24 protein-coding genes, 1 tRNA gene and 1 pseudogene are annotated in these 25,153 nt (G+C 40.2%); 11 read left to right on the top strand and 15 right to left on the bottom strand.

Annotated features, from left to right (window positions below; translation table 11 throughout):
* Nucleotides 1-100: 100 nt before the first annotated feature.
* Complete coding sequence (locus H6G74_RS09240) at nucleotides 101-256, bottom strand: element excision factor XisI family protein (protein WP_242051192.1); 156 nt, start codon at nucleotides 254-256, stop codon at nucleotides 101-103.
* A 250-nt stretch (nucleotides 257-506) separates the two neighbouring features.
* Between H6G74_RS09240 and H6G74_RS09235 the strand changes: the two genes are divergently transcribed.
* On the top strand, nucleotides 507-2,300 hold the full coding sequence (locus H6G74_RS09235) for a protein kinase domain-containing protein (protein WP_190967381.1): 1,794 nt from the start codon (nucleotides 507-509) through the stop codon (nucleotides 2,298-2,300).
* A 126-nt stretch (nucleotides 2,301-2,426) separates the two neighbouring features.
* Here H6G74_RS09235 and H6G74_RS09230 read toward each other — a convergent pair whose 3' ends face one another.
* Nucleotides 2,427-3,632 carry a histidine kinase gene (locus tag H6G74_RS09230; protein ID WP_190967380.1) on the bottom strand — a complete coding sequence of 402 codons (1,206 nt, stop codon included), beginning with the start codon at nucleotides 3,630-3,632 and terminating at the stop codon, nucleotides 2,427-2,429.
* Nucleotides 3,633-3,969: 337 nt separating this feature from the next.
* On the opposite strand from H6G74_RS09230, the gene H6G74_RS09225 reads away from it, so the two are divergent.
* Complete coding sequence (locus tag H6G74_RS09225; protein ID WP_190967379.1) at nucleotides 3,970-4,107, top strand: hypothetical protein; 138 nt, start codon at nucleotides 3,970-3,972, stop codon at nucleotides 4,105-4,107.
* 258 nt (nucleotides 4,108-4,365) lie between these two features.
* On the opposite strand, the gene H6G74_RS09220 is transcribed toward H6G74_RS09225, so the two are convergent.
* Nucleotides 4,366-4,506 (bottom strand): hypothetical protein, encoded by a 141-nt coding sequence (locus H6G74_RS09220; protein ID WP_190967378.1) that lies wholly within the window; start codon nucleotides 4,504-4,506, stop codon nucleotides 4,366-4,368.
* Nucleotides 4,507-4,849: 343 nt separating this feature from the next.
* Between H6G74_RS09220 and H6G74_RS09215 the strand changes: the two genes are divergently transcribed.
* Nucleotides 4,850-6,526, top strand: coding sequence for a DUF1565 domain-containing protein (locus H6G74_RS09215; protein WP_190967377.1), 1,677 nt, complete (start codon nucleotides 4,850-4,852; stop codon nucleotides 6,524-6,526).
* 11 nt (nucleotides 6,527-6,537) lie between these two features.
* Here H6G74_RS09215 and H6G74_RS09210 read toward each other — a convergent pair whose 3' ends face one another.
* Nucleotides 6,538-6,786: a hypothetical protein gene (locus tag H6G74_RS09210; protein ID WP_190967376.1), complete on the bottom strand. Its 249-nt coding sequence runs from the start codon at nucleotides 6,784-6,786 to the stop codon at nucleotides 6,538-6,540.
* Nucleotides 6,787-7,480: 694 nt separating this feature from the next.
* Between H6G74_RS09210 and H6G74_RS09205 the strand changes: the two genes are divergently transcribed.
* Nucleotides 7,481-8,086, top strand: coding sequence for a DUF4360 domain-containing protein (locus H6G74_RS09205; RefSeq protein ID WP_190967375.1), 606 nt, complete (start codon nucleotides 7,481-7,483; stop codon nucleotides 8,084-8,086).
* A gap of 414 nt (nucleotides 8,087-8,500) precedes the next feature.
* On the opposite strand, the pseudogene H6G74_RS09200 reads toward H6G74_RS09205, so the two are convergent.
* The 4 genes and pseudogenes from H6G74_RS09200 to clpP form a co-directional block, all read right to left on the bottom strand.
* Nucleotides 8,501-8,704: pseudogene (locus tag H6G74_RS09200) on the bottom strand (AAA family ATPase); the annotation flags it as partial.
* Nucleotides 8,705-8,885: 181 nt separating this feature from the next.
* Nucleotides 8,886-9,713, bottom strand: coding sequence for a HEAT repeat domain-containing protein (locus H6G74_RS09195; protein ID WP_190967374.1), 828 nt, complete (start codon nucleotides 9,711-9,713; stop codon nucleotides 8,886-8,888).
* Between the two features lie 33 nt (nucleotides 9,714-9,746).
* Nucleotides 9,747-11,240 (bottom strand): tetratricopeptide repeat protein, encoded by a 1,494-nt coding sequence (locus H6G74_RS09190; protein WP_190967373.1) that lies wholly within the window; start codon nucleotides 11,238-11,240, stop codon nucleotides 9,747-9,749.
* 559 nt (nucleotides 11,241-11,799) lie between these two features.
* A complete protein-coding gene (clpP, locus tag H6G74_RS09185; protein ID WP_190967372.1) occupies nucleotides 11,800-12,405 on the bottom strand; it encodes an ATP-dependent Clp endopeptidase proteolytic subunit ClpP in 606 nt (201 codons plus the stop codon).
* Nucleotides 12,406-12,781: 376 nt separating this feature from the next.
* On the opposite strand from clpP, the gene H6G74_RS09180 reads away from it, so the two are divergent.
* From H6G74_RS09180 to H6G74_RS09155, 6 genes are all read left to right on the top strand, one after another.
* The gene (locus tag H6G74_RS09180) at nucleotides 12,782-12,937 is read left to right on the top strand and encodes a hypothetical protein (RefSeq protein WP_190967371.1); all 156 of its coding nucleotides are present in this window, start codon (nucleotides 12,782-12,784) and stop codon (nucleotides 12,935-12,937) included.
* Between the two features lie 256 nt (nucleotides 12,938-13,193).
* On the top strand, nucleotides 13,194-15,251 hold the full coding sequence (locus H6G74_RS09175; RefSeq protein ID WP_190967370.1) for a thioredoxin domain-containing protein: 2,058 nt from the start codon (nucleotides 13,194-13,196) through the stop codon (nucleotides 15,249-15,251).
* Nucleotides 15,252-15,310: 59 nt separating this feature from the next.
* Nucleotides 15,311-15,499, top strand: a complete 189-nt coding sequence (locus tag H6G74_RS09170; RefSeq protein ID WP_190967369.1) for a hypothetical protein — start codon at nucleotides 15,311-15,313, stop codon at nucleotides 15,497-15,499.
* A gap of 342 nt (nucleotides 15,500-15,841) precedes the next feature.
* On the top strand, nucleotides 15,842-16,450 hold the full coding sequence (locus H6G74_RS09165) for a molybdenum cofactor guanylyltransferase (protein ID WP_190967368.1): 609 nt from the start codon (nucleotides 15,842-15,844) through the stop codon (nucleotides 16,448-16,450).
* 275 nt (nucleotides 16,451-16,725) lie between these two features.
* Nucleotides 16,726-17,637: an ABC transporter substrate-binding protein gene (locus H6G74_RS09160; protein WP_190967367.1), complete on the top strand. Its 912-nt coding sequence runs from the start codon at nucleotides 16,726-16,728 to the stop codon at nucleotides 17,635-17,637.
* Between the two features lie 6 nt (nucleotides 17,638-17,643).
* Entirely contained in the window at nucleotides 17,644-18,276 is a 633-nt protein-coding gene (locus H6G74_RS09155; RefSeq protein WP_190967366.1) for an SMI1/KNR4 family protein, read from the top strand.
* 45 nt (nucleotides 18,277-18,321) lie between these two features.
* Here the strand turns inward: H6G74_RS09155 and H6G74_RS09150 are convergent, their stop codons facing one another.
* From H6G74_RS09150 to H6G74_RS09135, 4 genes are all read right to left on the bottom strand, one after another.
* Nucleotides 18,322-19,269 (bottom strand): FTR1 family iron permease, encoded by a 948-nt coding sequence (locus tag H6G74_RS09150; RefSeq protein WP_190967459.1) that lies wholly within the window; start codon nucleotides 19,267-19,269, stop codon nucleotides 18,322-18,324.
* Between the two features lie 141 nt (nucleotides 19,270-19,410).
* Nucleotides 19,411-19,845, bottom strand: coding sequence for a ferritin-like domain-containing protein (locus H6G74_RS09145; RefSeq protein ID WP_190967365.1), 435 nt, complete (start codon nucleotides 19,843-19,845; stop codon nucleotides 19,411-19,413).
* 152 nt (nucleotides 19,846-19,997) lie between these two features.
* Nucleotides 19,998-21,038, bottom strand: coding sequence for a ComEA family DNA-binding protein (locus H6G74_RS09140; protein ID WP_190967364.1), 1,041 nt, complete (start codon nucleotides 21,036-21,038; stop codon nucleotides 19,998-20,000).
* 191 nt (nucleotides 21,039-21,229) lie between these two features.
* Nucleotides 21,230-22,255 (bottom strand): multicopper oxidase domain-containing protein, encoded by a 1,026-nt coding sequence (locus tag H6G74_RS09135; protein WP_190967363.1) that lies wholly within the window; start codon nucleotides 22,253-22,255, stop codon nucleotides 21,230-21,232.
* A gap of 334 nt (nucleotides 22,256-22,589) precedes the next feature.
* Between H6G74_RS09135 and H6G74_RS09130 the strand changes: the two genes are divergently transcribed.
* Nucleotides 22,590-22,883, top strand: coding sequence for a DUF2288 domain-containing protein (locus tag H6G74_RS09130; RefSeq protein WP_190591543.1), 294 nt, complete (start codon nucleotides 22,590-22,592; stop codon nucleotides 22,881-22,883).
* Between the two features lie 56 nt (nucleotides 22,884-22,939).
* On the opposite strand, the gene H6G74_RS09125 is transcribed toward H6G74_RS09130, so the two are convergent.
* The 3 genes from H6G74_RS09125 to H6G74_RS09115 all read right to left on the bottom strand — a co-directional run bounded on the left by H6G74_RS09125 (nucleotide 22,940) and on the right by H6G74_RS09115 (nucleotide 24,964).
* Nucleotides 22,940-23,494 carry a YdcF family protein gene (locus tag H6G74_RS09125; RefSeq protein WP_190967458.1) on the bottom strand — a complete coding sequence of 185 codons (555 nt, stop codon included), beginning with the start codon at nucleotides 23,492-23,494 and terminating at the stop codon, nucleotides 22,940-22,942.
* 278 nt (nucleotides 23,495-23,772) lie between these two features.
* Nucleotides 23,773-23,846: transfer RNA gene (locus H6G74_RS09120), tRNA-Arg, on the bottom strand.
* 32 nt (nucleotides 23,847-23,878) lie between these two features.
* Entirely contained in the window at nucleotides 23,879-24,964 is a 1,086-nt protein-coding gene (locus H6G74_RS09115) for a tocopherol cyclase family protein (protein ID WP_190967362.1), read from the bottom strand.
* Between the last annotated feature and the right edge of the window lie 189 nt (nucleotides 24,965-25,153).

Raw genomic sequence — 25,153 nt, 5'->3', positions numbered from 1 at the left:
CGTTTACTCAAAATGCCAAATTACTTTCATGTTGAATCCAAATTTAGCCATCTTTAATATCAAGATGTGAAATACAGCTAAAATCACGTTGATTAACTAGTCAACCAATATAAAGTAATTGATAGTGGTCTTGCCGTTCGTCAAAAATTGTTTGCACTTCATACTCTTCGGCAGTCAATTTTTGTTGAATTGCAGCTCCTTTTTGTCTTTCAGAAAGAAGATGTTTGATGTATTGGCAATATTGTTCTACAGCCATTGAGAAATCACCTCTAACTCTCCCAGCCCAGGTTTATTTTATAAGCTAATGGTCAGTTAAATTACACTATGTTTAATGGTAAATAAAGCTCTAAACCCTCTCCCTTGCACCCTACCCCCTGCTCCCCTGCGGCTTCAATGTGCAGAATAAATGTTTAACGGCTTATACACTCTCACAATCACACAAGGGAACATTATTTGTTTTGACATCGTGATGTACATTTAAATATGGCGGACATATTGAACTGTTCATGACATCTATTCTGCTGAATAATCGCTATCAAGTTATCCAGGTACTCGGTGCTGGTGGATTTGGGGAAACCTTTTTGGCAGAAGATACCCATATGCCTTCTCGCCGTCGCTGTGTGATTAAGCAATTAAAACCAATTGCCAATGATCCCCAAACCTACACCTTGATTCAGCAACGTTTTGAAAGAGAAGCCGCTACTTTAGAGTATCTTGGCGAAAGTAGTGACCAAATTCCTCGACTCCATGCTTATTTTTCGGAAAATGGGCTGTTTTATCTGGTACAAGAATGGATTCACGGTGAAACCTTAACTCATGTTGTCGAAACGAAAGGATGCCAAAGTGAAACCATAGTCCGAGAAATTCTTTTGAGTCTGCTATCGGTATTAGATTATGTGCATAGTAAGGGCATCATTCACCGCGACATCAAACCAGATAATATTATTCTGCGCTCTGTTGATAGCAAGCCTGTGTTGATTGATTTTGGTGCAGTCAAAGAAACCATCCGCACTGTAGCAGTTAAACCAGGATATCCAACACAATCAATGGTGATTGGTACACCAGGATACATGCCGAGCGAACAAGCAATTGGACGGCCAGTTTACGCTACAGATATTTATAGTTTAGGCTTAACAGCGATTTATCTCTTGACTGGAAAACAGCCTTCAGAATTACCCACACATCAACAAACCGGGGAAATTCTCTGGCAAAATTATGCGCCGCCAGTGTCACCCCAACTAGCAATGGTGCTGAATCAGGCAATTAAACCCCAGGCGAGCGATCGCTACAGTACTGCTAGTAAAATGCTTTATGCTTTAAACTCTACAGCTAATCTGCCTCCATCCCCTACTAGCAGTTTTCGTCCACCTGAAACAGCATCAACTCAGCAAACCCAAGCTGTTTCTCCTCCCCCAAAAATTTCACCGCAAAATTCCCAAAAACCAATTTGGATAGTTGGTGGCTTAATCGTCTTTGGTTTAATGGCTGGGATAGGACTAGCTCGCTTAACCCGTCCCCAACCGTCGGAATCACCCATCACCAACAATTCCGAGTCTCCACCATCTCCAATTTCATCTTTAGAACCCAACGAGCCACCAGCCATCCCATCTTCTCCTACACCCCGCACTCCCCCACAACAACCAATCAATTCAGATACTTTATCCGCTAACAACGGCACAACAGATTCTAACTCTCCAAATGAATCTCCAGTCATCACCGATGAACAGCCTGTAAATTCAGAACCTGACAATTCCCCAACCACAACTGATTCTCAACCCACAGTCAGTCCCACACCAGAAGCACCCCCGGTAGAGCCAGAAAAACCAAATAACCGAAAAAAAGTTAGTACAACTAGCCTTCAAAGCGTTCCCGCCTTTCCTACAGGGACAGACAGAAGCACCGTAGAAGCAACTCTGGGCAGACCAAAAAAGAATTTAAGAGGTTTGTGGGGTGATACTCGCGCTGTCACTTACAAAGTAGTCCCAAATCAAATCGACTTGGGCTATTTATTCGACCGTAAGTCGGGAAGATTAGTGCAAACTGAAGCCGCATTTGCTCAATCAGTAGACCCACAAGTGATGCAAAATACTTTAAGTGGAATGCTCAACGGTCGAGTCACTCCCGAAATTCAGCAAAAACTCCAACAACTCCAGCAAGGTCAGAGAGATGATTTTAGTTTTAATTTAGGCTCTGTGAAAGGACAAGTCGTCCGCCAGAATTGTGATTTTATTTATATCAGTATCTGGGAAGCAGACTTACATCCCATTGGCGATCCATCGGCGGCTAAACAGTGTTCGTAAAATACGGGAAGGAAGGGAGACAAGGGGGACAAGGTGGACAAGGTAGAAACTATATTTCTTCTTCCTTGTCTCCCCCCTCTACCTTGTCTACCCCCTCTCTTTGTCTAATACCACTCAAACTCAGCCCTAAAATGGATACACTGGTAATGTAAAGTGGAACCATGCCCCACCATTGGGTGTAGAATCTACCCAAATTTGACCATAGTGCGCCCGAATAATTCGCTGGCATAAACATAGACCAATGCCATATCCGTCAGTACCTTCATCTCTTTGCAGGCGGAAGTGGTTCTCAAAAATGAGATCACGACTTTCGGCGGGAATACCAGGGCCAGTATCACCCACACTAAACTGCACTTTTTGGGTGGTGCGGTGCAAGCCAGCAACAGTAATTTTACCGCCTACTGGTGTATATTTAATGGCATTATCCAAGAGGTTGACGACGACTTGGCGAATCCGTTCTGGATCGGCATAGACGCAAGGCAGGTCTGAGGGAATGTCTGTTTCTAAGGTTTGGGATTTGGCGGTGTAGCGATCGCGCAATTCTTCTAAAACTTCTAAACAAAGTTGTCCAAGTTCGATTTTTTGCGGTATGATCGGAAGCTCTTTATCGCTACCTCTGCCTACCTGTAATAAGTCAGCAATTAAGCGGTCAATTAATTTGGTTTGAGTCCGAGCTTGTTTTAACAAATGGGCGGCCATTGCTGGCTTGAGGCGTTGAAAACTACCTGATTCTATATTGTAATTAGATTGCAGTGTTTCAATAGCGATCGCCGCCGCCGTTAAAGGATTCCGCAAGTCATGAGCCAACATCGCTATGACTCGATCTTTAAACTGTAATTGCTCCTGAAGTTTTTCCTTTTCTTGTTTCAAATGAAAGATTTCATCAGAAAGTTTAATCAGTTCGGCGGAAACAGCAACAGAATTAATTGTTGATTTGGGTGGTGATACCCGACTATTTTCATCGATACGTTCTTGAAAATCTTCTTGCAATTTTAAATAAGCGTCTACAGCAGTTTGCCAACGCGGCCACCAGTTTTTTAATTGAGCAATAATATTACTTCCAGCCAGAACTTGCCTTGGCTCTGGATGAATCTTAATTAACGCTGGCGTAGCCACTAACTTAAAATGTTCTGCTAGATACGGTTGTTGACCGACATCAATAATTTGGACTTCAAAGTGATACTCTGCCTGCAACTCTTTTAAGTAAGAGCGTATTCGCTGTACCTGTTGTCGAGACTGGGGTCTGCCATCGACAAATAGCAACAACTGTAGAGGAGCCTCAAAATAATTAGGCTGATCCTGGGAAACTTGCATGTAATCGTGTTTCAGCACTGGTAACAACCTGGCAACGCTTTGCAGAAGATGAAATTGACTAACGGTTGTCGATGGTCGTTGTTTTTATCAATTTAATATCTATTTTAGATTTTTCATACTCCTACCCGCCCTAAGTTTTGGATGTAAGATACACCTTTTTTTCAACTTTTGCTTTCTTTTTAACTAACTTGCTGCTCAATCAACAACCTACCTGTTATACCATTTTGGATTTTGGATTGGGGAAGATTTGATTGGTAAGCTGTTCAGCAATCTATCTGTCACAATCATTTTGTCACCTGGTATAAGTATAAGTGCGTATACAAGTCTTACCACAATGTAGGAGCAGATTTAATTGGTGAAAACTTTTATACAACTCAAGTTAGCTTTGGTGGTTTGCACTCAGGCGGCTTTCAATGAACTAGATATGTTCATACCTAGCTGTTTATCTGGGAATGATGAATTTTCCCAGCCAAACTTTAGCAGTTTTGCTTAACTATCAGCACTCAAGCCGATTTTTCAGAACAGCTTCCCCTTAACTTAAGCAATTTACTAAGCTACAGAAACCAATTTACTGCTTTTTGTCAACTTTGAGTCAGGATTTATGCAAAATTCTCGATGACTAAACTAATTGCATTCTCAACAGTGTGAATGGATATCATTAAAATGCAATTTTTATGCTGTTCTTAACCCTTGTATAAAGTTGCTGTCTTAAGCAAAACTGCAACCGTGATGTAGAGTCGGGAACTTTGATTTAGTAAGCAGCACCACAAAACATCAGAACTTGTAACAACACTATTTGCTTCGCTTCTACTACCCAGTTATTCTCTAGAATGCTGCAACCAGAATAAATTAATGCGATCGCACTCCTCAAGGCAGTTGTTTTTACTTGCACAAATAGGAAGATGTTGTTGATAGTAGTGCTAAGAAACTTTTTTCTGCTCTTTTATTGATAGAGCCAGAATAAATTTCTACCTGACTTAACATTCTTGTTTTTTGGTGATCCCTAGTGGGGATATACTCCTTAGTTTAGCACTGTACCGCCAGGAGGACTAACTTTCTTTGGCGAATCTGGGATTTTCACGATTTTGCAATTGTTTATTTACGTGTCTGATTGCGAAACATAGGGGATTATTTGCTAGTCATCCGTTATAGTTTTGCTGGGGATGGACAGCTAGATAGTTGTCACATCTAACCCTTCTTAGCCAACTATAATTCAGCACATTACAGACACAAAAATGAAATATCAAGATTTTCATTTTTCTTCCATCAAAAGTATTTACTCGATTTCTGGAAGAAACCTGAAATTGAATTTATCCTTAAAAGCCGGACTGACAGCTTTATTATTAGCTGCAACTGGTTCGACATTATTGATAGGGACAGCAAATGGCGGTGCTTCGCCCAGTGTGATAGCGCAAGCACCAGCATCAGCAAAAGTAATTTATGTCAACCCAGCAACAGGTCAAGATAATGCAAGTGCAGGTGCAACAGCAGCCGCACCATATAAAACTATTAGCTTTGCACTCACCCAAGCTCAACCAAGTACAATTATTCGACTTGCGCCGGGAAATTATAACCAAGAAACTGGAGAAACATTTCCACTATTAATCAAATCAGGAGTGACTTTACAAGGTGAGGAAGCTACCAAAGGTCAAGGGATAATTATTACTGGTGCAGGCTATTACACCAGCCGCACATTTGCGAGACAAGAGATTACCATCTTAGCTGACAACAACAGCGCGATCGCAGGTGTCACCGTTACCAACCCGACTCAACGCGGTACAGGTATTTGGGTAGAATCTACTAACCCAGTTATTCAAAACAACACTTTTACCGCTAATGGTCGAGAAGGTGTATTTGTCACGGGTACAGGAAATCCCAGAATTGAAGGTAATATCTTTGTGCAGAACAAAGGTAATGGCGTTTCTATTGCCAGATCTGCTCAGGGCGTAGTCAGAAATAACTTATTTCAGGATACAGGTTTTGGTTTGGCGATCGGTGGAACTTCCACAACTTTAGTAGAAGGAAACCAAATCATTCAAAACCAAGATGGTTTATTTATCTCCGATTCAGCTAAACCCGTACTTCGTAAGAATGTCATTCAAAGTAATAAGCGAGATGGTGTAGTCGCCATTACCACTGCTCAACCAGACTTGGGTACAAACGAAAATCCTGGTGGTAATCTGATTCGTGGTAATACTCGTTATGACGTAAACAACGCCACAAAAACTAATACCATTGTGGCTGTTGGTAATGATGTTGATCAGAAAAAAATCTTTGGTCAAGTAGACTTTGTAGCAGCTACAGTCGAACCACCAACGGGCGGTGCTGTCGCCTTTAAAGATGTACCGAGCAATTTTTGGGCAAAAAGCTACATTGAAGCTTTAGCTGCACAAAATATTATTGCTGGGTTCCCAGATGGCACATTTAAACCAAATGACCCTGTAACTCGCGCCCAGTTTGCCACAATTATTACTAAAGCTTTAAATCCCACCGCTAAACGTAGTGCCATCACCTTTCAAGACGTTCCTAGCAATTTCTGGGCTTTCGCTGCAATTAGATCCGCTTATCAAAGCCAATTTGTTTCAGGCTACCCTGATGGTACATTTAAACCACAGCAACAAATTCCCAGAGTACAAGCACTAGTAGCCCTAGCCAATGGTTTAGGCTTAACCGCCAATAATCAAAACGTTCTGAATTTCTACAATGATGCGGCGCAAATTCCTAATTATGCAACTGGCCCAGTTGCAGCAGCCACTGTCCGCCAATTAGTAATTAACTATCCTACCGTTAAACAGCTTGATCCTAATCGGCAAGCAACCAGAGCCGAAGTAGCAGCTTTTGTCTACCAAGCTCTCGTTAATGCTGGACGCGCTCAACCAATAACCTCACCTTATTTGGTGACAGCTCAGTAAACCCGAATTTCTCACGTATGGGTAGCGGGTGTGGAGAGAGCGGGGAGTGTGGGGAGTGTGGGGGGAAAGATTTCTTCACCATCCTCCCACACTTCCCACGCCTCCCACACCCCTGGATTTCTCACAAGAGAGAAATCCAGGTAAAATTCTCTGTTGAAACTGGGTGTAAGGGTTTTGAACACCTGCACCCTTTTATTACGATACGGTTCAGTTAAGAGAATAGTAGGTTGGGTGTAGCGATAGCGTAACCCAACATTCACGCATACTCTGTTGGGTTCCGTTCCTCCACCCAACCTACACCAGAATTGCTTTTTAGTCTTAACTGAACTGTATTGAGTTATATAGAACTAATATTTGATGTGGGAAAAATCAGTGAACTTGGATAAGGCTTTTTTCCTACTCCCTAACTACACAAGTAAATTCGTAAAGCAAACCGAACTCATCCATATTCCAAATTATTAAGTAATGAAAATTGTTGCCTGACGATGAAAATTGTCGGGAACTAACAGTAAGAAAATATAGTCGATGCAAACAAGCCAAACATGATACCAATTGAGAAATATTAGGGTTTTGGTATCACCACAGATAAATGGAACTCTGAAATTAAATTGACAGTCTTCTGCGGAGACAGCAGATATGAGACTAGAAGTAAAATTCATGGTCTTGAATTACTGCTTTTAGATTTGCAGATGATGTCTGATACGTATTGCAATTCAAGCATTACAGCTATTCACGCTGCTAATAAATAGTAGCTTGTGAGTACTCACGAAAGTATTTTGGTAAATACTTTTGGCAATTTTTTATGGCACTTTTTTCAAAATTTGCCATGAATTTTATATTGCAATTTTTCAGGAATAAAGATAGCGATTGCAGATTTTATGGAAAATATTTACCGGGAATTTCAATCACAAATCTAGTTCCAAATAACTTCTAATTACTCAAATGAGGTGAGTTATGAACAATCAAAATATCAGGAAAACATCTATCAACTTTGCAAAAGCTTTTTTCGCAGGAGCAGTACTAATTTCAGCTTCTGTTGGCCCTGCTTTTGCTGCTGACAAAGTTGAGATTCTGGGTGCAGGATATGGTGGTAACGGTTGCCCTGAAGGTTCTGCTAGTGTCAACGTGAGTCCTGATGGTCAAGAGTTAAGTATTCTCTTTGATCAGTTTATTGCTTTAGGAAATAAATCATCCGAAAGGCGTAAAAGCTGCAATTTGAGCATTCCAATTAAAGTGCCTCAAGGATTCCAAATTTCTCTTTATGATGCTGATTACCGTGGCTATGTTGCTCCTGGTACCACTGGGAGACTTAGAGCAGAATACTTTTTTGCTGGTCAACGTGGCCCTGTTTTATCTCGGACATTTCGTGGCGAAACTGACTACAACGTTCGAGATCAGTTAGTGACTGTTGCTGATGTGTGGTCACGCTGTGGCGATAGTGTAAATATGCGTGTCAATGCAGCGATGACTGCTAGTGGCGCAGGTATGGCGACTGTTGACTCCTTCGACTTGGCTCACCGGGGATTGGTGTATCACATCAAATATCGTCAGTGTCGTTAGATGGGCTGAAAACGAGGATAGGGGAAAATCAAGTCAAAAATTCTCTGACTTTTGAATTTTGACTTCTCTGTAAGGGTGTAGGTGTTCAAAATCCTCACACCCTTATACCCCAATACAGTTCAGTTAAGACTAAAACTCTTTGTTAAAGTCATTTTTTTTAACGAACCGCAAATAGCGCAAAGAGCGCGAAGAGAAGAAAAAATTACTAACTGAACCGTATTGCCTTATACCCCAATGCTGATGAGGGTTGATTGCTCAATTTCTGCTCTAGCTACCAGATAAGGAGTAAGATTTGGGGGATTCTCCCCCACGCCCCCGATTGGGGGACGGTTGCGTCCCCCAAACCCCCTCCAAAATCATTTTTTCGTTTTTTGTTGAGTCATTATTTGTTGGTTTGGTAGTGATTTAGTTTTCGTTATTTACCAAATCTGGCAGGCGATCGGCACGCATTCCCTTAGAACTGGCGAGTCCCAAACAAAACAGCAGCGCATCCAAAATATTCGACTTACCGGAACCATTCGGCCCAGATATGACAGTAAACCCCGGCAGCAAAGGGACTGATGTAGTACCGCCGAAGGATTTGAAGTTGGTAAGTTCCACGCGCTTGACGTACACCATAGTAGGCGCTGGTTCACTGGGCTAATGGCTAATGAAGAACAAGTGTATCAATTAATGAAAATTTAGCAATAGGTTGTATGAATAAATTATCGAACCGCCAAGGCACAGAGGAGGGGAGGCATGACTAAAATATCAAAAGTAATTTTAACGAACTTTAAGAAAAATAGTATTCTTGTCAGAATTATAATTGTTGAGTTTTGTTATCGATAAATGTTTCTAACTCTTGCATAGTATATGTGGAAATATTATTGGTAACCATATAACGAGAGAATTGTAGCGATACTCTGAAAAATGTCAAACATGGTTCTAATTTTTTCAAATCTTTTCTCTGTTTTTTATAATCTGATTTAGCCATATTTTCTTGTAGTTTACGATGATTTAATGCTAATAATTGATATTCATATTCTGCCTCTGCTTTTACAAGTGGATGTGGATCATTTCGCAATTTTTCTGAAAAATTGTATTTCATAGAAAAAGTTCCATCCTCCTCACTTGGTGAATGGTAAATAAATTCTCCTAGCAAGTTGATAACAGCCCAGCGAGTTGTGTAATATTGGCTGTTCACCATACTTTCAAGTAAATCCCACGAATTGTCCACACCCAGCCAGAATAATTCACCCAGGAGTCGCGGTAATAAAATTGGGTCACTTTCACGATATTTATAGAAAGCTTGTAGCAAAACAGGCACACTATCATAGCTGCATATTTTTCCTAGTGTATAAATTACTTGTTTGCGAATGAAGTGGTTTTCTGCAAATATAAGACGTTCTAATTCAGGAATAATAACAGGTTTTAATTGTGTTTCCCAAGATATTTTACAAGTCTCATTACGAGAGCAACTTAAGAAAAAATCTCTAATAAAAAGACCAGCATAACTCATAATCTCATCATCATCATTTTGAAGGATTTTTATAAGAGTCTCAGCTGCGCCAGGAGTTGTTACCACCTCAGCCATATAGTCTGAGTCTTCTAAATGGGAGAGATAGTTAATAATTTTAGTTTCTAGCATTTTTAATTAGAAGTTTGTTGCAAGCAAAAATAACTATTTTTGTAATGCTTTGATTTCTTGGATTATCTTGTTATAACCTGATTTATCCCCCTGTTCTTGAAATAGTTTTTCAGCTTTCTTAAAATTTACCATTGCTGATTTTTTATTACCTAGTTGGACGTTGACTAAGCCACGATGATAGTAGGCTAAACCATAGCTAGAATTAAGTGCGATCGCTCTATTAAAATCCAGTATTGCGCTTTGATATTCGTTCACTTTCACCCGCGCTAAACCTCTTCCATAGTAAGCGTAGGGGTTTTGAGAGTTAAGTTTAATCGCTTTTGTGTAGTCTGCGATCGCGTCTTTATATTTACCCAACCCAAATAAAGCAAATCCTCGGTCATAATAAGCATTAGCATCTTGAGGATTCAGTGCAATAGCCTGACTCGAATCTGCTTCCGCTTTTTCATAATCTCCTAAGCGAGAAAACGCATCACTCCGATGATTATAAGCAAGAGAATTCTGGGGATTGATTTCCAGGGTTTGAGTTAAATTATCTACAGATTCTTGATAGTTCCCTTGCTCATATTCACTGACACCTTCTTGATAAAACAACTGTTCACTATTAACTGGTGTTAACCAGTGGCTAAACCAGCCGATAAACATAGCAGTCAACAAACTAGCAATTCCGAAGATGACAAATTTGAATTTTTGAATCTGTAATGATTGTGGTTGATATTGCTGATTTTTTAATTCTTGCAGGTCATTGATCACTTCTGTTACAGACTGGTATCGTTTCTGGTAGTCAAACTTTACCATTTGATTGATAATGCGTGTAAATTCTCGGCTGACTTTTATCGTTCGATCACGCCAGATAATTTCGCCTGTTAGTAAGTTCTTTTGACTTTGTAATCTTGATACTTCTTCGTAAGATAAGCCCATAATTGCAGCGATCGCAATCATTCCTAAAGCATAAATATCACTGTTATATTGTGGTTGTCCTTGTAACTGCTCTAAAGGTATATATTCTAAATTACTAACTGTAGTCGTCACCATTTCCTTCAGAGAGCCAAAGTCAACTAAAACTAATTTATTATCTGAGTGTCGGCGAATGATATTTTCTGGCTGAATATCTTGGTGAATGATATTATGACGATGTATAAATAGTAAAATATCTAAGATTTCTAATAACAAGTTAATAACCTGGTCTTCTCTAAGCGGAAACCCTACTAAAATTTCTTCAGCTAATTGATGACCATCAATTAATTCTTGAACTAGATAAAATTCTTCATTGGATTCAAAATAATCAATTATTTTCTGAATTCTGTCGTTTTCCTGGGCTAATTGTTTCAATATCTTAGCTTCTTGGAAAAAGGACTTTCGCAACCAGGCTAAATTTTGTAGATGATGAGTTTCTGGGCGTAGTTGCTGAAGAATAAATAACTGATTAGGAATTTGAATATCTTCAACTAGATAGATATTTACCGACTCCTCTATGTACAATAATTGCAGGATACGGTAACGTGTACCCAGAATTTGCTCGTCCATATATAAGATTTTATACGAATTTAAGTAATTATATACTAGTATTATTACCAGTATAATTTTTGTGGGGATCAATAGTTACAAAAAATATACAAAGACGCAGAAGATTCTTAATTCATCTCATTAATTTTCAGAACGGGCATAAAGCAGTATAGCTAAAACTTTAACATTCCACCATTCTCAATAACTGTAGACCGATAACGTTTCTGGATGAAAATGGATTTATCAGTTTTTGTAGAGACTTTGTATACAATGTCTCTACAGGATTGATAGAGTACAGCTTCAGATTAAATTGGGATGAGCAAATTTTTAGTACAGGTCGGCGGAAAGAAAGATACTATTTTAAGTTAGTTAAAAGCTTGTATTCTAAGCTTTTTGACTTTTGACTTTTGCCTTGTTGTACTAGTCTTGATTGTCAACTAGTCGATGCGATCGCTACTCATCATATCTTGTCCTTGGTAGCTTTAGATAAGCTAAGGCTCCCATAACCCCAGGAGTTTACTTATTTAAAAGTAAAAATTTCCAGGTGTTGATGGGAGCTTTAATAGTCAATTACAAATAACTAAACCACAGCCATCGGACGGCTACCCGCCGCGTGACGGTCAATTACTTGGTCAATCAAACCGTATTCTTTAGCTTCGTCGGGTGACATGAAAAAGTCGCGTTCGGTGTCTTCTGCAATGCGCTCAATGGGCTGACCTGTGTGGTCGGCGAGAAAGTCGTTGAGTCGCTTTTTGTGATACAAAATTTCCCGCGCTTGAATTTCAATGTCGGTGGCTTGGCCTTGTGCGCCGCCTAAAGGTTGGTGAATCATAATGCGGGAATGGGGTAGACTCATCCGCTTACCTTTGGTTCCAGCACTGAGGAGAAAAGCTCCCATACTCGCAGCTAATCCGGTACAAATGGTACAGACATCGGGGCGGATATGCTTCATAGTGTCAAAAATACCCATACCAGCAGTTACCGAACCGCCGGGGGAATTAATGTACATATAAATGTCTTTTTCCGGGTCTTCTGCATCCAAGAACAGCATTTGGGCAACTATTAAGTTAGCTAAGTTGCTGTCAATCTGTTGTCCCAAGAAGATGATTCGCTCACGCAACAGTCGTGAGTAGATATCAAAGGCGCGTTCGCCCCGACCCGATTGTTCAATAACGATAGGAATCATGCAGCGTTCCTGTAGCTAATTTACATCTATTTTATCGATGACAACCTGCTAATGGCTGTCGTCATCCGCCAGAGAGCTAATTTTCTCTTCTATCTGGCAGATGTAAATCATAACTCAGGCACTTTTTATAGGGGAAAGCGTCTAGAAATTTGACTCGGTTCGTGCCAGAGAGGAGCAATAACAAACTACAACTGCGATCGCTCTGATCATGAAACTGTCATACAACTAGCTATAAATTTGGGTTTTGTCAAGGTTTGTTTACCAAAAATCAGGGCAATTTTCCAGAAAATCCCGTCAAATTACGAAATTTATGAGTACGGGGTGTATTTAGAAAAAGGATTTTACTTGCAGTGCTATCAATTGAGGGAGACCTGCCATGCTCGAAAAACTTGTGCAAGCCGCCATCATTACTTTCTTGCTCCATCTGATAGCAGGAATTAATTACAATACCAAAATCCAAGCAAGGGTTAAACCACCTGCACCAGAACCATCAACAACTATCATCAGCTTTCTGTGGCGCTCTTTGCCCTAATTAAAAAGGCAAAAGTAAAAAGTGAGCCAGTGCGGTGGACGGGTTCCCCGGCATAAAGCAACTGGCGAACTCGCAAGAGGCAAAAGGCAAAAATTACTGTTTTAAGGGCTTTTCACTAATTTTGTGGATAGTAGGGTGATTTTGACAAAACTTTGGTGTAAGTTTTTGGTTGAGTTTTGTTTAGGTGTATATCTCGCTTAATACTCCAAGAATGTAGACTGGGCAAAGAAGGCATCTATCCTCACACAACAAGATCATGACTAATCGCCTTGCCCAAGCCAAAAGTCTGTACCTGCGTAAACACGCCGAAAATCCGATTGATTGGTGGCCTTGGTGTGATGAAGCTCTCGCCACTGCTAAGGCAGAAAATAAACCTATCTTTCTTTCCATTGGTTACTCTAGTTGCCACTGGTGTACTGTGATGGAAGGTGAGGCTTTTTCTGATGCTGCGATCGCAGATTACATGAATGCCAATTTTCTGCCTATTAAAGTAGACAGAGAAGAACGCCCAGACATCGATAGCATCTATATGCAGGCGTTACAGATGATGACTGGTCAAGGCGGTTGGCCGTTAAATGCCTTTCTCTCACCGGAAGATTTGGTTCCTTTTTACGCTGGGACTTATTTTCCGGTTGATCCCCGCTACGGTCGTCCTGGTTTTTTACAAGTTTTGCAAGCTCTCCGGCGCTATTACGACACCGAAAAAGAAGATTTGCGCCAACGCAAAGCAGTAATTTTAGACTCGCTCCTCACCTCTGCGGTCTTGCAAAATGATGATCCCCAGTCAGTTGCAGAAAATGAATTACTGGGCAAAGGTTGGGAAACTAGCACGGGGATCATTACTGCTAATCAATACGGTAACAGTTTCCCAATGATGCCTTATGCCGAACTAGCACTGCGAGGAAATCGCTTTAATTTGCAGTCTCGGTACGATGGTCAGCAAATTTGCACTCAGCGCGGACTAGATTTAGCCCTGGGCGGTATTTATGATCATGTCGGTGGCGGCTTTCATCGCTATACTGTTGATCCCACTTGGACAGTGCCGCACTTTGAAAAGATGCTTTATGACAATGGGCAAATTGTCGAGTATCTAGCAAATTTATGGAGTGCGGGTATCAAAGAACCGGCTTTTGTTAGGGCTGTGGCGGGAACTGTACAATGGCTGCAAAGAGAAATGATTGCCCCAGAAGGCTACTTTTACGCGGCTCAAGATGCGGATAGTTTCATTAATTCTGAAGCAGTCGAGCCAGAAGAAGGGGCTTTTTATGTATGGAGTTACAGCGAACTCGCACAGTTATTAACACCAGAAGAATTAACGCAATTACAACAAGAGTTTACAGTTAGTCCTCAAGGCAACTTTGAAGGGTTGAATGTATTGCAAAGGCGTAACTCTGGGGAATTGAGTCCAGAAATAGACACGGTATTAGGGAAATTATTTACAGCGCGTTATGGTGATGCACCAGAATCATTAAAGACTTTTCCCCCAGCCCGGAATAATCAAGAAGCCAAAACCCATAACTGGCCGGGGCGTATTCCCTCGGTGACAGATACGAAAATGATTGTGGCTTGGAATAGTTTGATGATTTCTGGGTTAGCTAGAGCAGGTGGGGTATTTCAATCACCTCTATATTTGGAATTAGCCACACAAGCAGCTAATTTTATCTGGGAAAATCAGTTTGTTAATGGACGTTTCCACAGACTGAATTATCAAGGCGAGGCGACAGTGTTAGCGCAGTCTGAAGACTACGCCTTTTTTATTAAAGCGTTACTAGACTTACAAGCTTGTAGCCCAGAGTATAAACAATGGTTGGAAAAAGCGATCGCTATCCAAGAAGAATTCGACGAATTTCTCTGGAGTGTAGAACTAGGAGGATATTTTAACACATCTAGCGATGCTAGTCAGGAATTAATTGTGCGCGAACGCAGCTATGCTGATAATGCTACACCTTCGGCTAACGGAGTGGCGATCGCAAATCTTGTCAGGTTATCACTACTCACCGATAATCTGCATTATCTCGATTTAGCCGAGCAAGGTTTAAAAGCTTTCCGAAGCATCATGGCTAGTCATCCTCAAGCTTGCCCCAGCTTATTCACCGCTTTGGATTGGTATCGTAACTCTACCCTAATTCGCAGCACCAGCGAGCAAATTCAATCTCTCATTCCTCAATATTTGCCAGTAGCAGCGTTTTCTGTCGTATCTAACCTCCCAGAAGGCAGTATCGCCTTAGTTTGCCAAGGTTTAAAATGTCTTGCACCAGCGACAAGTGTTGAGCAAATGTTACAGCAAGTGCAGCAAAGTCAAACGAGAGGATGATTCCTTTTTAGGAAGCAGAAAACTGATCAAGTCTATCTAATAAATCAAGCAAAATAGCAATGAAAACTGAACAAGAAAGAAAAGCAATAATTGAATCTATCAATGTGTTGTTAAACCAAGCTTATAACAGCGTGTTAGATGAAATCCTCACGTATTTACAAAGAATAGATGATATGGAAGATGAGGAAGATTTACAAGCTATTAAGGAAGCTAGAGAAGATAGACGCATCAATGGTACTGTTTTTTAGAATGAATATCAAGGATATAACAAAGAAACTGCTTAATGTATCAAGTTGAATTGCCCAAGGTTGCGATAAAACAACTAAATAAACTACCCAATAATAAAGAACGCATCGATGCCAAAATTCTAGATTATTTATATAGGAATTACGCAAGAACTCTCTCAAACTCTTATAACTTCGTGTCCTTTGCGCCCTTTGCGGTTCGTTTTTTCATAATTTTGCGTAAGTCCTGTTATAAAGATGAAACTTGATAAATAAGAATATTTCAGGGCTAGTGACGACATCAGGGTAAAGGTGGAGAAAAGAACATAAAAGAACAAATGACTAATGACTAACGACTAATGACCAATGACAAATAACTCAGCACTCAGCACTCAGCACTCAGCACTTTTATCAGCCATTGTATTAGCTGGTGGTAAAAGTTCCCGTATGGGACAGGATAAAGCTTTACTGACTGTTGACGGCGTACCTTTATTGCAGCGAGTTTGTCATATTGCGGTGGCTTGTGCTGAGACTGTTTATATTGTCACGCCTTGGCCAGAACGTTATCAAAATTTAACTTTACCTCGTTGTCAGTTTATTTTAGAAGCGCCTGTAAATCACGGGCCGTTGGTGGGGTTTGCACAAGGACTTGCACAGGTGCAAACTGATTGGGTGTTGTTACTTGCTTGCGATTTACCGAAGTTGCAGGTTGAGGTATTGCAAAGATGGGTGGCGCAACTTGATAATGTGGGGGAAGATGCGATCGCAGCTTTGGCGCATCATCCTAAAGGCTGGGAACCTATGTGTGGTTTTTATCGCCGGCGATGTTTACCGCAACTACTAGATTTTATCAACCAAGGCGGGCGATCGTTTCAGCAGTGGCTTCAGCAACATTCAGTACAGGTTTTAGCTGTGCCTGATACTAAGATGTTACTTAACTGTAATACTCCTGAAGATTGGGCATTGATGCAGTAAAAACAACATTTCAGACAGCTATTAATCTCGTATTTATAAATCTTTCTCACAAGTAAAAAGTTTTACTATAAATTTTTTACAAAAACAAACAAATGTTATTTAATTAACAATAGTTCGACAACATACTAATGTATAGTATGTAAAGCTTTTCTCAATAAACCTTGTATACTTAATGGCGAGGTAGCATAGCTATAAATTCTTGGGGGAATTTTTACTATGTCTACACTCGTCATTTTTGTCAGTAAGTTTCATAGTTACTATAGGTTTATTGTTATATGTATAATCGTTTGATATTATCGGCATTAGCAATTCTCATCAGTATATTTTTAATGGCTTGTAGCACTGCTACAACTCAACAACCACAAGTACAAACACCTGCGATTACAGCAACCCCTAATAATCAAGCAACAGCCAAAAGAGTAGTTAGTCTTTCATCTCTAGCCACAGATATTATTTATCAACTCGATAAAACCAAACTAGTAGGTATTGCTGGAAATTCATTATTTAAAAACGAACCTGGTTTGAAGGATATTCCTCGCGTTAGTGAAGGTCAAACTCCTCCTAATTTAGAAAAAATTGTGGCTCTCAAACCAGATTTAGTCATTGGTATCGAAGGTTTTTCTACCCAAGTAATTCAAAGATTGCAAGAATTAAAAATTCAGACTTTACTAACTCAACTCAAAACATGGGATTCCTTAGAAAGTCTGACTCAAAAACTGGGTGATTTAATTGGTGCAAACCCCGAACCTTTGTTAACTCGCTACAAAAGTTTTTTACCAGAAAAACAAGAGCAAAATATTTCTACTTTGGTGTTAGTCAGTAATCAACCAATTCTCACCCCAAATAAAAGCAGTTGGGCAGGAAACTTGTTAGAAAAATTCCAACTCAAGAATGTCGCCGCCGAATTACAAGGTAAAAGTCCTTTTGGTGGTTATGTCACTTTATCAGCAGAGAAAGTTTTAGAAGTTAATCCAGACACAATAATTGTCATCAACCCTCCCCAAGCATCATCAAATAAGGAGATTTTGGAATCCTTTAGTAAAGAACCTTTTTGGCAAAAACTCAAAGCAACACAAAATAACCGAGTTTATATTTTTGACTATTATGGATTAGTGAATCCAGGTAGTATAAATGCAATTGAGCAAACTTGTCAGCAGCTTAAAAAAGATTTATTTACAGCAAATTAATCTAAAATGAATAATCTTGTTAGTGCATCCTGGTTAAGCTATCGAGAAAAGATTAGTAATAGGTTTCCTGAATATTACAAGTATCTCAACCCACCAGCAAGTGAAGATGAAATTTTACACTTGCAAATGGTACTGGGTTATGAAATTCCCGCAGAGATGCAAATTTTATATCAACTCAATAATGGAGAGTCTAGAAAAGGACGTGGTATTTTTTACGGGTTACAATTTCTCTCACTGTCTGAAGTGGAGCGAAATTGGTTAAGTTGGAAGGAAATCATTGAAGATGGCTTAGAAGATTTAAATGATTTCTGCACATCTTATCCAGAAGGAGTTATTCAAAGTGTCTATGCACATGAAAAATGGATACCTCTGATGCACGATGGGGGAGGAAATCACATCGGTATTGATTTAGCACCTGATGTTAATGGATGTATTGGGCAAATTATCAACTTTGGTAGAGATGAAGATGAAAAGTATGTGTTAGCTCCTAATTTGGGAGAATTGTTGAAACTGCTAGATACAAAATTGGCGGAGAATATTCAAGTAACAACTGAATTGGATGATGATGGAATAGAGATGTTTGCACTTGATAACACACATTTATCAGATGCTTTAAAAACGATTGTTAAAAGTAAGTAGGGTGGGCATAGTTATGCCCACCCTACAATATATTTACTTATCAGTTTATTTTTGGAAAAGAGATACACTTTTATTAGGTTTTGGAGTTTCGCCACCTAAACTGCGGAAATATAACCCGCCAACAGTTAGCAAGAATAAAACATATCCCACTGCTTGCAAAATATATAGATGTTCTCTATAGCCAAATAAAGATTTCAGAATAATGCCAGGGAATTGATCATCAGGCAAAATACTAGAAGTATTCCACACGATCGGCCCTAAAATGCAGGAGTGGACTTTAGTAAAGTGTTCATAGTAAAAACACAGGCTTTCGGAAGCGCGGCTGCTGAGGGCTAAGTTAGCAAAAGCATCGTCAAAGTGTTTTAATGCAGAAACAACTAACCCAGCAACAATCAACACTAATAAAACGCCCATGACTTGAAAAAACTGGCGGATGTTGATTTTAACACCTAATTTAAATAACAATACGCCTATTGTGGCTGCTACTAATAAACCACCAAGAGCGCCAATTGTAGGAATTAAACCTTGCTGAAAGTTAGCCGCAATGAACAATACGGTTTCAAAACCTTCGCGGACTACGGCGATTAAAATTAAACTAAAAACGCCCCAGCCAGCATTGCTATTTTGTGTGAGTGCTTCGGTGACAGCGCCTTCTACTTGGGCTTTCATAAATCTGGCTTGTTTCGTCATCCAGATTAGCATCCAACTGAGCATTGCGATCGCCAGCACACTAAACACACCTTCTAGTCCCGGTTCAACTACCGATGTGTATTGTGGATTAATTTGACCTAATGCTTTAATCACCACACTAAACAGTAAACCTATCAAGGCGCTGACAACAATACCAACGCCCACACCAGCATACACCCAAGAATTAAGTCGAGATTGTTTGGCTTTTTTCAATAAAGCCAACACTATCCCCACAACTAAGGCGGCTTCTACTCCTTCGCGGAGTGTAATTACAAAAGTAGGTAAAGCAGTACTAAAATTCATCTTTTGTCCTTTGTCATTTGTCATTTGTCATTTGTCACTAGTCATAAGCCATGACAAATGACTGATGACTTATGACCCTTCGGGTGAGTTAGTGCGGTCTTGGGGGAAACCCCCAAGACCGCACTAACTCACTAATGACTATTAGCTAAAATCTCGCAGCATTTTTTTCAATTCGAGATTATGCAGTTCTTCTTGTCCAATCATGCCACGAGCAAATTCTTCTAAATAGACACTAGCATTGCTGACAGTATCTAGGAGATTTTTGTACAATTCCAATGCTTTCTTTTCATGAGATAAGCTTTCTGCCAAAATGTCTTTGACAGAATGCTTATAAGTTTCTTCCATTGGGGCAATTCTCAGGGTGGGATGTCCATCTAAACCTGTGAGAATTTCTCCGACTTGTTGAGCATGAAGTAAAGATTCACTGGCTTGGGCTTTAAAAAAAGCCACAATGGGAATACGATTCGGGCCAGTCACCATCAAGGAATAATGTGTGTAGCGTACTACTCCTGCTAACTCAAATTCCATTATGGTGTTGAGGAGTTCTATAGTCTTAGTTTGGTCGAGTTCTTGCATCAGTTGTTAAGTTCAGCAATATATAAATGGAGCCGGATGAGTCATTAATTAGGAATGAAGCACAGGAAACTTTTACGTTTCATATCTAATTATTTGCTCATGGCTCACTTATTTTAAACGTTTGACTCTCTACTTTTTTGTTAGTTTAGAGTCTATCGCTGTGCTTGTGTACTTGATTTATCAATGATTTTTTGAGAGTTTTGCTCAATGGTTTTGATTAACTGAGTCACTTCCACGGGGGTTTTCACTGGTTTAGCAGGAGGAACGGCGCTAGGCCAAACTTTTACCAAGTCACTGAAACTAGCTTCTATTGCTTTTTGTGCATCAGGACTGCTTTGGGCTATTTGGCTAGAAATACCTTTATATAAGTCATCGGCATAAACCACAAAGCCACGAGAGTCCTGATATTCAATGGCTGCGGCTATTTTACCATCTGCGATCGCTGCTCCATATTCAGAGTTAGCTGCATCTAACAAGCCATTAATTACCTGAAGTACAAATCCCGGTTTGTTACGTTGCGCTTCTGGTAAAACCGCGATCGCACCATCTACAGATTCCACAGAAGCGGTAAAATTGGTTTTAACTTTGGCATTCTTGGGATTTGATTTGACCAAATCTTGCAAACTCACCAAAGTTGTCTTGAATTCTTTAACTTTGCGTTCATTTAGTTGCTCTTCGACATCCACGTAAATTTCCTCAACTGGGTGTCCAATATGAGGTTCGGCTTGTTTTGGCAGGTTTTTGTCTAACAATTCTTGGGCGACTAACAGGTGTCCTTTCATTAAGCCTAACTTGGTCATGTAATCAACATCTTTGGCTTCACCTGTTAACACAACTTCCTGAACCGTTACTTGGTCTTTAATTTGGTCGAACTGTTCTTGCGTAATTACTTTTTTAGTCACTAAATCTTCTGGACTTGCATAAGGACGACTAGCCTGAATTTTGTTTGATAAAGCTGGTACACCTAATTTTGCTTCAAATTTATCTAATTCTGACAATATCGCTGTATTAATATTAATTTTTGCTTTGCCACCATGACCGCTATGAGTTGTCGCTTCTGTGACTTGGGCTGTTGATGGTGAAGTAGCTGCTGGCGCAGAGGGATTTTCTGCGGTTGGAGTGTTGTTACAAGCACTCAGGCTGACAATTGCAGCAGTAGCAATAGTTAAACAAAAGTATTTAAATTTTTTCATGTTTTTAACAGCTTGTATGACTTAGTGTCGTAGATTTGGCTATGCTCATTTTCCAGCTAATGCAATACTTTAGCAACTACTGATTAAAATTTTGCATGTATTTTAATGTTTTTTTCAATATATTTGAGATAGAAAGCTACTAACATTACTATTTGTTGTTGATTTGAAGTAAATTCACTCGTTGAATTTAGTTAAGAACTTTTGCGATTAGTTTGCGAAGATTTATCAGCAATTACTTCAAATTGACCCATACAACCATTTTCCGCGATCGCATCTTGATGCGGATGAAACATATACTTACCTGGATAGCGGAAAGCAAATTCTAAAATGTGCCTTTCTGCAACACCCATCGTAATCACATCAGTCTTCTCACTGGGAGTCATCGTCATTCCACTGCGGTACACATCAAAGAAGTTGGCGTGTAAGTGAAAAGTCACTGCCGGATCATATTCAATGATGTTAAGAACATACAAACGAATCAATTGATTCTGATAAATTGGGATGGGATTATCCATGAAGTGATGCGGTAATCCGTTAAAAGCATAATATTCATTGTGGCTGTCATCATTGACATCATATCCAGCCATGACTAACACCATTTCATCAGCCGGGGGGCGCGGCGTGGGAGGATCAATAATAAACATCCCATACAAACCCTTGGCAATATGACGAGTGACTGGTGCAATATGGCAGTGGTATAAGTGAACCCCATAAGGTTCTGCATCAAACTCATAAATAGCTGCACTACCATTACTGACTGGACGAACACCATCCATCTCTGCGGGATGAACACCATGAAAATGTAGAGAGTGAGAATGTCCCGCCTTATTGAGAAATAGTATCCGTACACGTTCGCCTTGCTTCGCCCGTAACGTCGGCCCTGGAATACGACCATTTAAATCCCAAACGTTATAGGAAACAGCACTATTAAGCTGAATGACAGAAGTCCCCGCAGTTAACTGAAATTCTCTAACAGTCCGTCCGTTCTCCTGCTTGACTACGCCATAATCGAAATTTCGTAGCATCTGCATAGGATTGACAGCTTGGTTTGTTGCTGCTATTTCCAACGGCGGGACTTTGACTATCGACTTGCTTTGTGCATTCAGATTATGCCAAAGTGCCGCAGTACCAGCAAACCCAGCACCGCATATTCCCAGTTTCAGCAGTTGACGACGGCTGAATAGTTGCTCTTTACCCAGAACGAAGTTGTTGGGCATCACCTTAAAATCACAAAAATGGCACAAAAAAAGTTGCAAATATTTTGCAACTAATTTCTTCAATAGTATAAGAATTAAGAATAACTGTCAATAATTGATGATGATAAATTGACATCTATCTGTAGTTAGAAATCTTAGTTATGGGCATGAATTTTATCTGTGCGAAGCTGTAGATAATTAACCTAAATGATTTACCAACGTTTATCTACCTTGTCTCCCGTGTCTCCCTTATCTCTCTGATTAATATCTAAAATAGGATGCCTATATATCCCCCAGACCCTAGCCCCTAACCTCTCATGTAAAATCAAATGTATATCAAGATGAACGTGCAATCATGTCAGATTTAAGAGCAGAGTTAACAGAAGGTTTAGACGAGGCGGAATGGGACTGGCTAATTCCCCATGTGCAGCGTGATGCAGTGATTTTGGTAGCACAAGGGCTAAGTTTGTTAGATGTAGGAGAAGCGATCGCTAATGATAACACCCAATCTGTACAACAGTGGATTGATGAGCAATTAATTACTAAACCTTCCGTAGACCAAGTGGGAATATGGAATGGCGATCGGCAAAAACGCTTTAATACTCTAATTGTACAGCCCTTTGTACTAGTACAAGAAATGGCTGCATAGGCAAGTAACAAAGTAAAAAGTAAAAAGTAAAAAATAGATTTTTGCTCTTTTACTTTTTATCTTCTACTCTCAATTCTGGATTTACCACCCTTGCTAGGATCATTCGCACCTGTGTAACCAGTTGCTACCCACATTAACGCTCTAGCTCCATCACGGATTGATTTTTCTATTGGTTCCGGCGGCGATTTTGAAGGAACAGAAACTGGCTGAAAGTCAATTCCTCGGCTACCTAAGATGATCTCACCAATAACCGAAGCACGACGCATGTGGAAATCAGACGTAATCAAATAAACTCTTTTTATCCCCTTGGCTTTCAAATCATCTACTAAGCTGGTAAAATTAGTAACTGTATCTACCGCTTCATAATCCAAGTGTAATCGCTTGGGATCAACACCAGCCTTGACAAATACACTGCGAGTTGTTCTAGGTGGACTTCCACCCGTAATCCAGATGGGTAACTTTGGATGCTTACGTACAAACTCCGCAGTAAATTTCTCCCTTTCTAATTTTTTGGTTGAACCACCCAATACCAATACTGCTTGAGGTGGCTGAGTTTGTTTTTGAATTTCTTTGTAACCGAACCAAATTAATATCGGTAAGGTAAGAACCATAAACCGAAAAGATTTACCTGTAAACAAAAAATTGTTCTTCAAGGCTCTATGATTTCGTGTGACTAAGACGTATATTCTCTGAATAAGCTAAAAGTATAAGTTAGAGTAGCAGATTTTTAGCAAATCTACCCTGTTTTGTCCCAGGAATTTGCTGTTTATGCCTACCGATTTGGACATAAAACCAATCAGCAGGTACTTAAGAGTTAAATTCACACAAATTCGGAATATTCCGTAAAAACTGCTGACCAAATTTGTTGAACTTTACTTTGATACAACGACGGGACTGGTGCGTCTCGAACGCACGACCTAGCGCTTAGGAGGCGCTCGCTCTATCCAACTGAGCTACAGCCCCAACTACGAAGCATAAATATAATAGCAGTAGTTTCAGCTAGAGTGCCACGAACTGTCCCAAGAACCGCCACCTATTTCTAAACCACACAGAGAACTCTGTGATTTTAGGATAATTTGAGATTGTTTGTCACTGATTTTTCGCAACTCCAAATTCAGATTTCCTTGCATGGTATCTCGACAACAGTACATTAAGCCATTTGTTGTCGGCGCACGTAGGGGTGTACCTGGTAGATGCGTAGTTCCTGTCAACTCAACCTCGTAGTTTAAATTTCTAGCTTGCATTTGCCATCTACCCCAAGGTTGAATTTGCCACTGCACTTGGGAGTTCCACGGTACAAATTCATAAAATTTGCCTTGATAATGCACTCCAATCATGGCGACAGATTCCATCCACCACAACACACCGCGTCTACCACCACCGGCGGTTAATGCTAAGTCGGGTTCACCATCAAAGCAATTACAGTTTAGCCAAAACCATTTTTGCGGAAACGCCCCGCCCCAGTTTTTCTCACCGTAGGCTGGCGCGTTGGTAAATTCATAAATTTTGCCGTTCCAGTCTATCCAACCACTAGCCAAACCGTGCGCCATTAAAATTTGCCAGCCCGGTTCAAAAATCTGTAAAAATGACAGCCAGCCAGCAGTTGATTGCTGAAGGCTATTTTGATTTCCCCAACCATATATCGGCTGAATTTCGTACAACCAACGACAATAAAAACCCGTTGCACGATCGCGGATAATTCCCTGATTAATCTTAGCTGTGGCTTGATAACCTTCTTGAATGTGTTGTGCAAATTCTGTGGGTAAAAGGTAGAAGGGTTGAGTGTTGAGGTTGGTTTTTCCCCAATGTCCTAAAGCTAAGACATCTCGACTAGCCCAAAATTTTTCTACATCAGGAAAAGTCCGGCATAAATACTCATCATTGGGGCCGAGGACTTGGGCTGCACCACCACTGTAGGCTTTACCACCAATGGGATCTTCAATGGAGTACATGAAAGCAAAGGTTTGACCACAGTCTGGCAAGGTTACACGATAATACCAGCCTTCAAAAAAACGGCGATCGCTACCATTGGGATGGTAGCCGCTATGGGGTGTCTGATATTTTGTCAGCCCAGAAAACATCTATTTAATGTGTGTGCTAATTGACTATTTTTTAGTATGCGCGATCGCCTGTCAGCAAGCTTGACCATTTTGAAGTAACAGCTAATAACCGCATATATCTCCCTCATACTCATTCTTTTGGCAGATGATAAACTCCCGACTCTAGATAGAACCGTCGATGTAATTACAGAATGTATGCTGAATATCATT

This window comes from Nostoc spongiaeforme FACHB-130 (genome assembly GCF_014698475.1).
In the GTDB taxonomy this organism is placed as follows: Bacteria; Cyanobacteriota; Cyanobacteriia; order Cyanobacteriales; family Nostocaceae; genus Nostoc_B; species Nostoc_B spongiaeforme.
This window is presented reverse-complemented; position numbering and strand designations above follow the sequence as displayed.

Bases quoted from the DNA above. Each gene is read 5' to 3' on its own strand.
- H6G74_RS09215 (WP_190967377.1), top strand. From the start codon at position 4,850: ATGAAATATCAAGATTTTCATTTTTCTTCCATCAAAAGTATTTACTCG.
- H6G74_RS09165 (WP_190967368.1), top strand. From the start codon at position 15,842: ATGACAAATAACTCAGCACTCAGCACTCAGCACTCAGCACTTTTATCA.
- H6G74_RS09205 (WP_190967375.1), top strand. From the start codon at position 7,481: ATGAACAATCAAAATATCAGGAAAACATCTATCAACTTTGCAAAAGCT.
- H6G74_RS09160 (WP_190967367.1), top strand. From the start codon at position 16,726: ATGTATAATCGTTTGATATTATCGGCATTAGCAATTCTCATCAGTATA.
- H6G74_RS09195 (WP_190967374.1), bottom strand. From the start codon at position 9,713: ATGCTAGAAACTAAAATTATTAACTATCTCTCCCATTTAGAAGACTCA.
- H6G74_RS09155 (WP_190967366.1), top strand. From the start codon at position 17,644: ATGAATAATCTTGTTAGTGCATCCTGGTTAAGCTATCGAGAAAAGATT.
- H6G74_RS09140 (WP_190967364.1), bottom strand. From the start codon at position 21,038: ATGAAAAAATTTAAATACTTTTGTTTAACTATTGCTACTGCTGCAATT.
- H6G74_RS09190 (WP_190967373.1), bottom strand. From the start codon at position 11,240: ATGGACGAGCAAATTCTGGGTACACGTTACCGTATCCTGCAATTATTG.
- clpP (WP_190967372.1), bottom strand. From the start codon at position 12,405: ATGATTCCTATCGTTATTGAACAATCGGGTCGGGGCGAACGCGCCTTT.
- H6G74_RS09170 (WP_190967369.1), top strand. From the start codon at position 15,311: ATGAAAACTGAACAAGAAAGAAAAGCAATAATTGAATCTATCAATGTG.
- H6G74_RS09150 (WP_190967459.1), bottom strand. From the start codon at position 19,269: ATGAATTTTAGTACTGCTTTACCTACTTTTGTAATTACACTCCGCGAA.
- H6G74_RS09180 (WP_190967371.1), top strand. From the start codon at position 12,782: ATGCTCGAAAAACTTGTGCAAGCCGCCATCATTACTTTCTTGCTCCAT.
- H6G74_RS09135 (WP_190967363.1), bottom strand. From the start codon at position 22,255: ATGCCCAACAACTTCGTTCTGGGTAAAGAGCAACTATTCAGCCGTCGT.
- H6G74_RS09175 (WP_190967370.1), top strand. From the start codon at position 13,194: ATGACTAATCGCCTTGCCCAAGCCAAAAGTCTGTACCTGCGTAAACAC.
- H6G74_RS09130 (WP_190591543.1), top strand. From the start codon at position 22,590: ATGTCAGATTTAAGAGCAGAGTTAACAGAAGGTTTAGACGAGGCGGAA.
- H6G74_RS09235 (WP_190967381.1), top strand. From the start codon at position 507: ATGACATCTATTCTGCTGAATAATCGCTATCAAGTTATCCAGGTACTC.
- H6G74_RS09240 (WP_242051192.1), bottom strand. From the start codon at position 256: ATGGCTGTAGAACAATATTGCCAATACATCAAACATCTTCTTTCTGAA.
- H6G74_RS09115 (WP_190967362.1), bottom strand. From the start codon at position 24,964: ATGTTTTCTGGGCTGACAAAATATCAGACACCCCATAGCGGCTACCAT.
- H6G74_RS09145 (WP_190967365.1), bottom strand. From the start codon at position 19,845: ATGCAAGAACTCGACCAAACTAAGACTATAGAACTCCTCAACACCATA.
- H6G74_RS09125 (WP_190967458.1), bottom strand. From the start codon at position 23,494: ATGGTTCTTACCTTACCGATATTAATTTGGTTCGGTTACAAAGAAATT.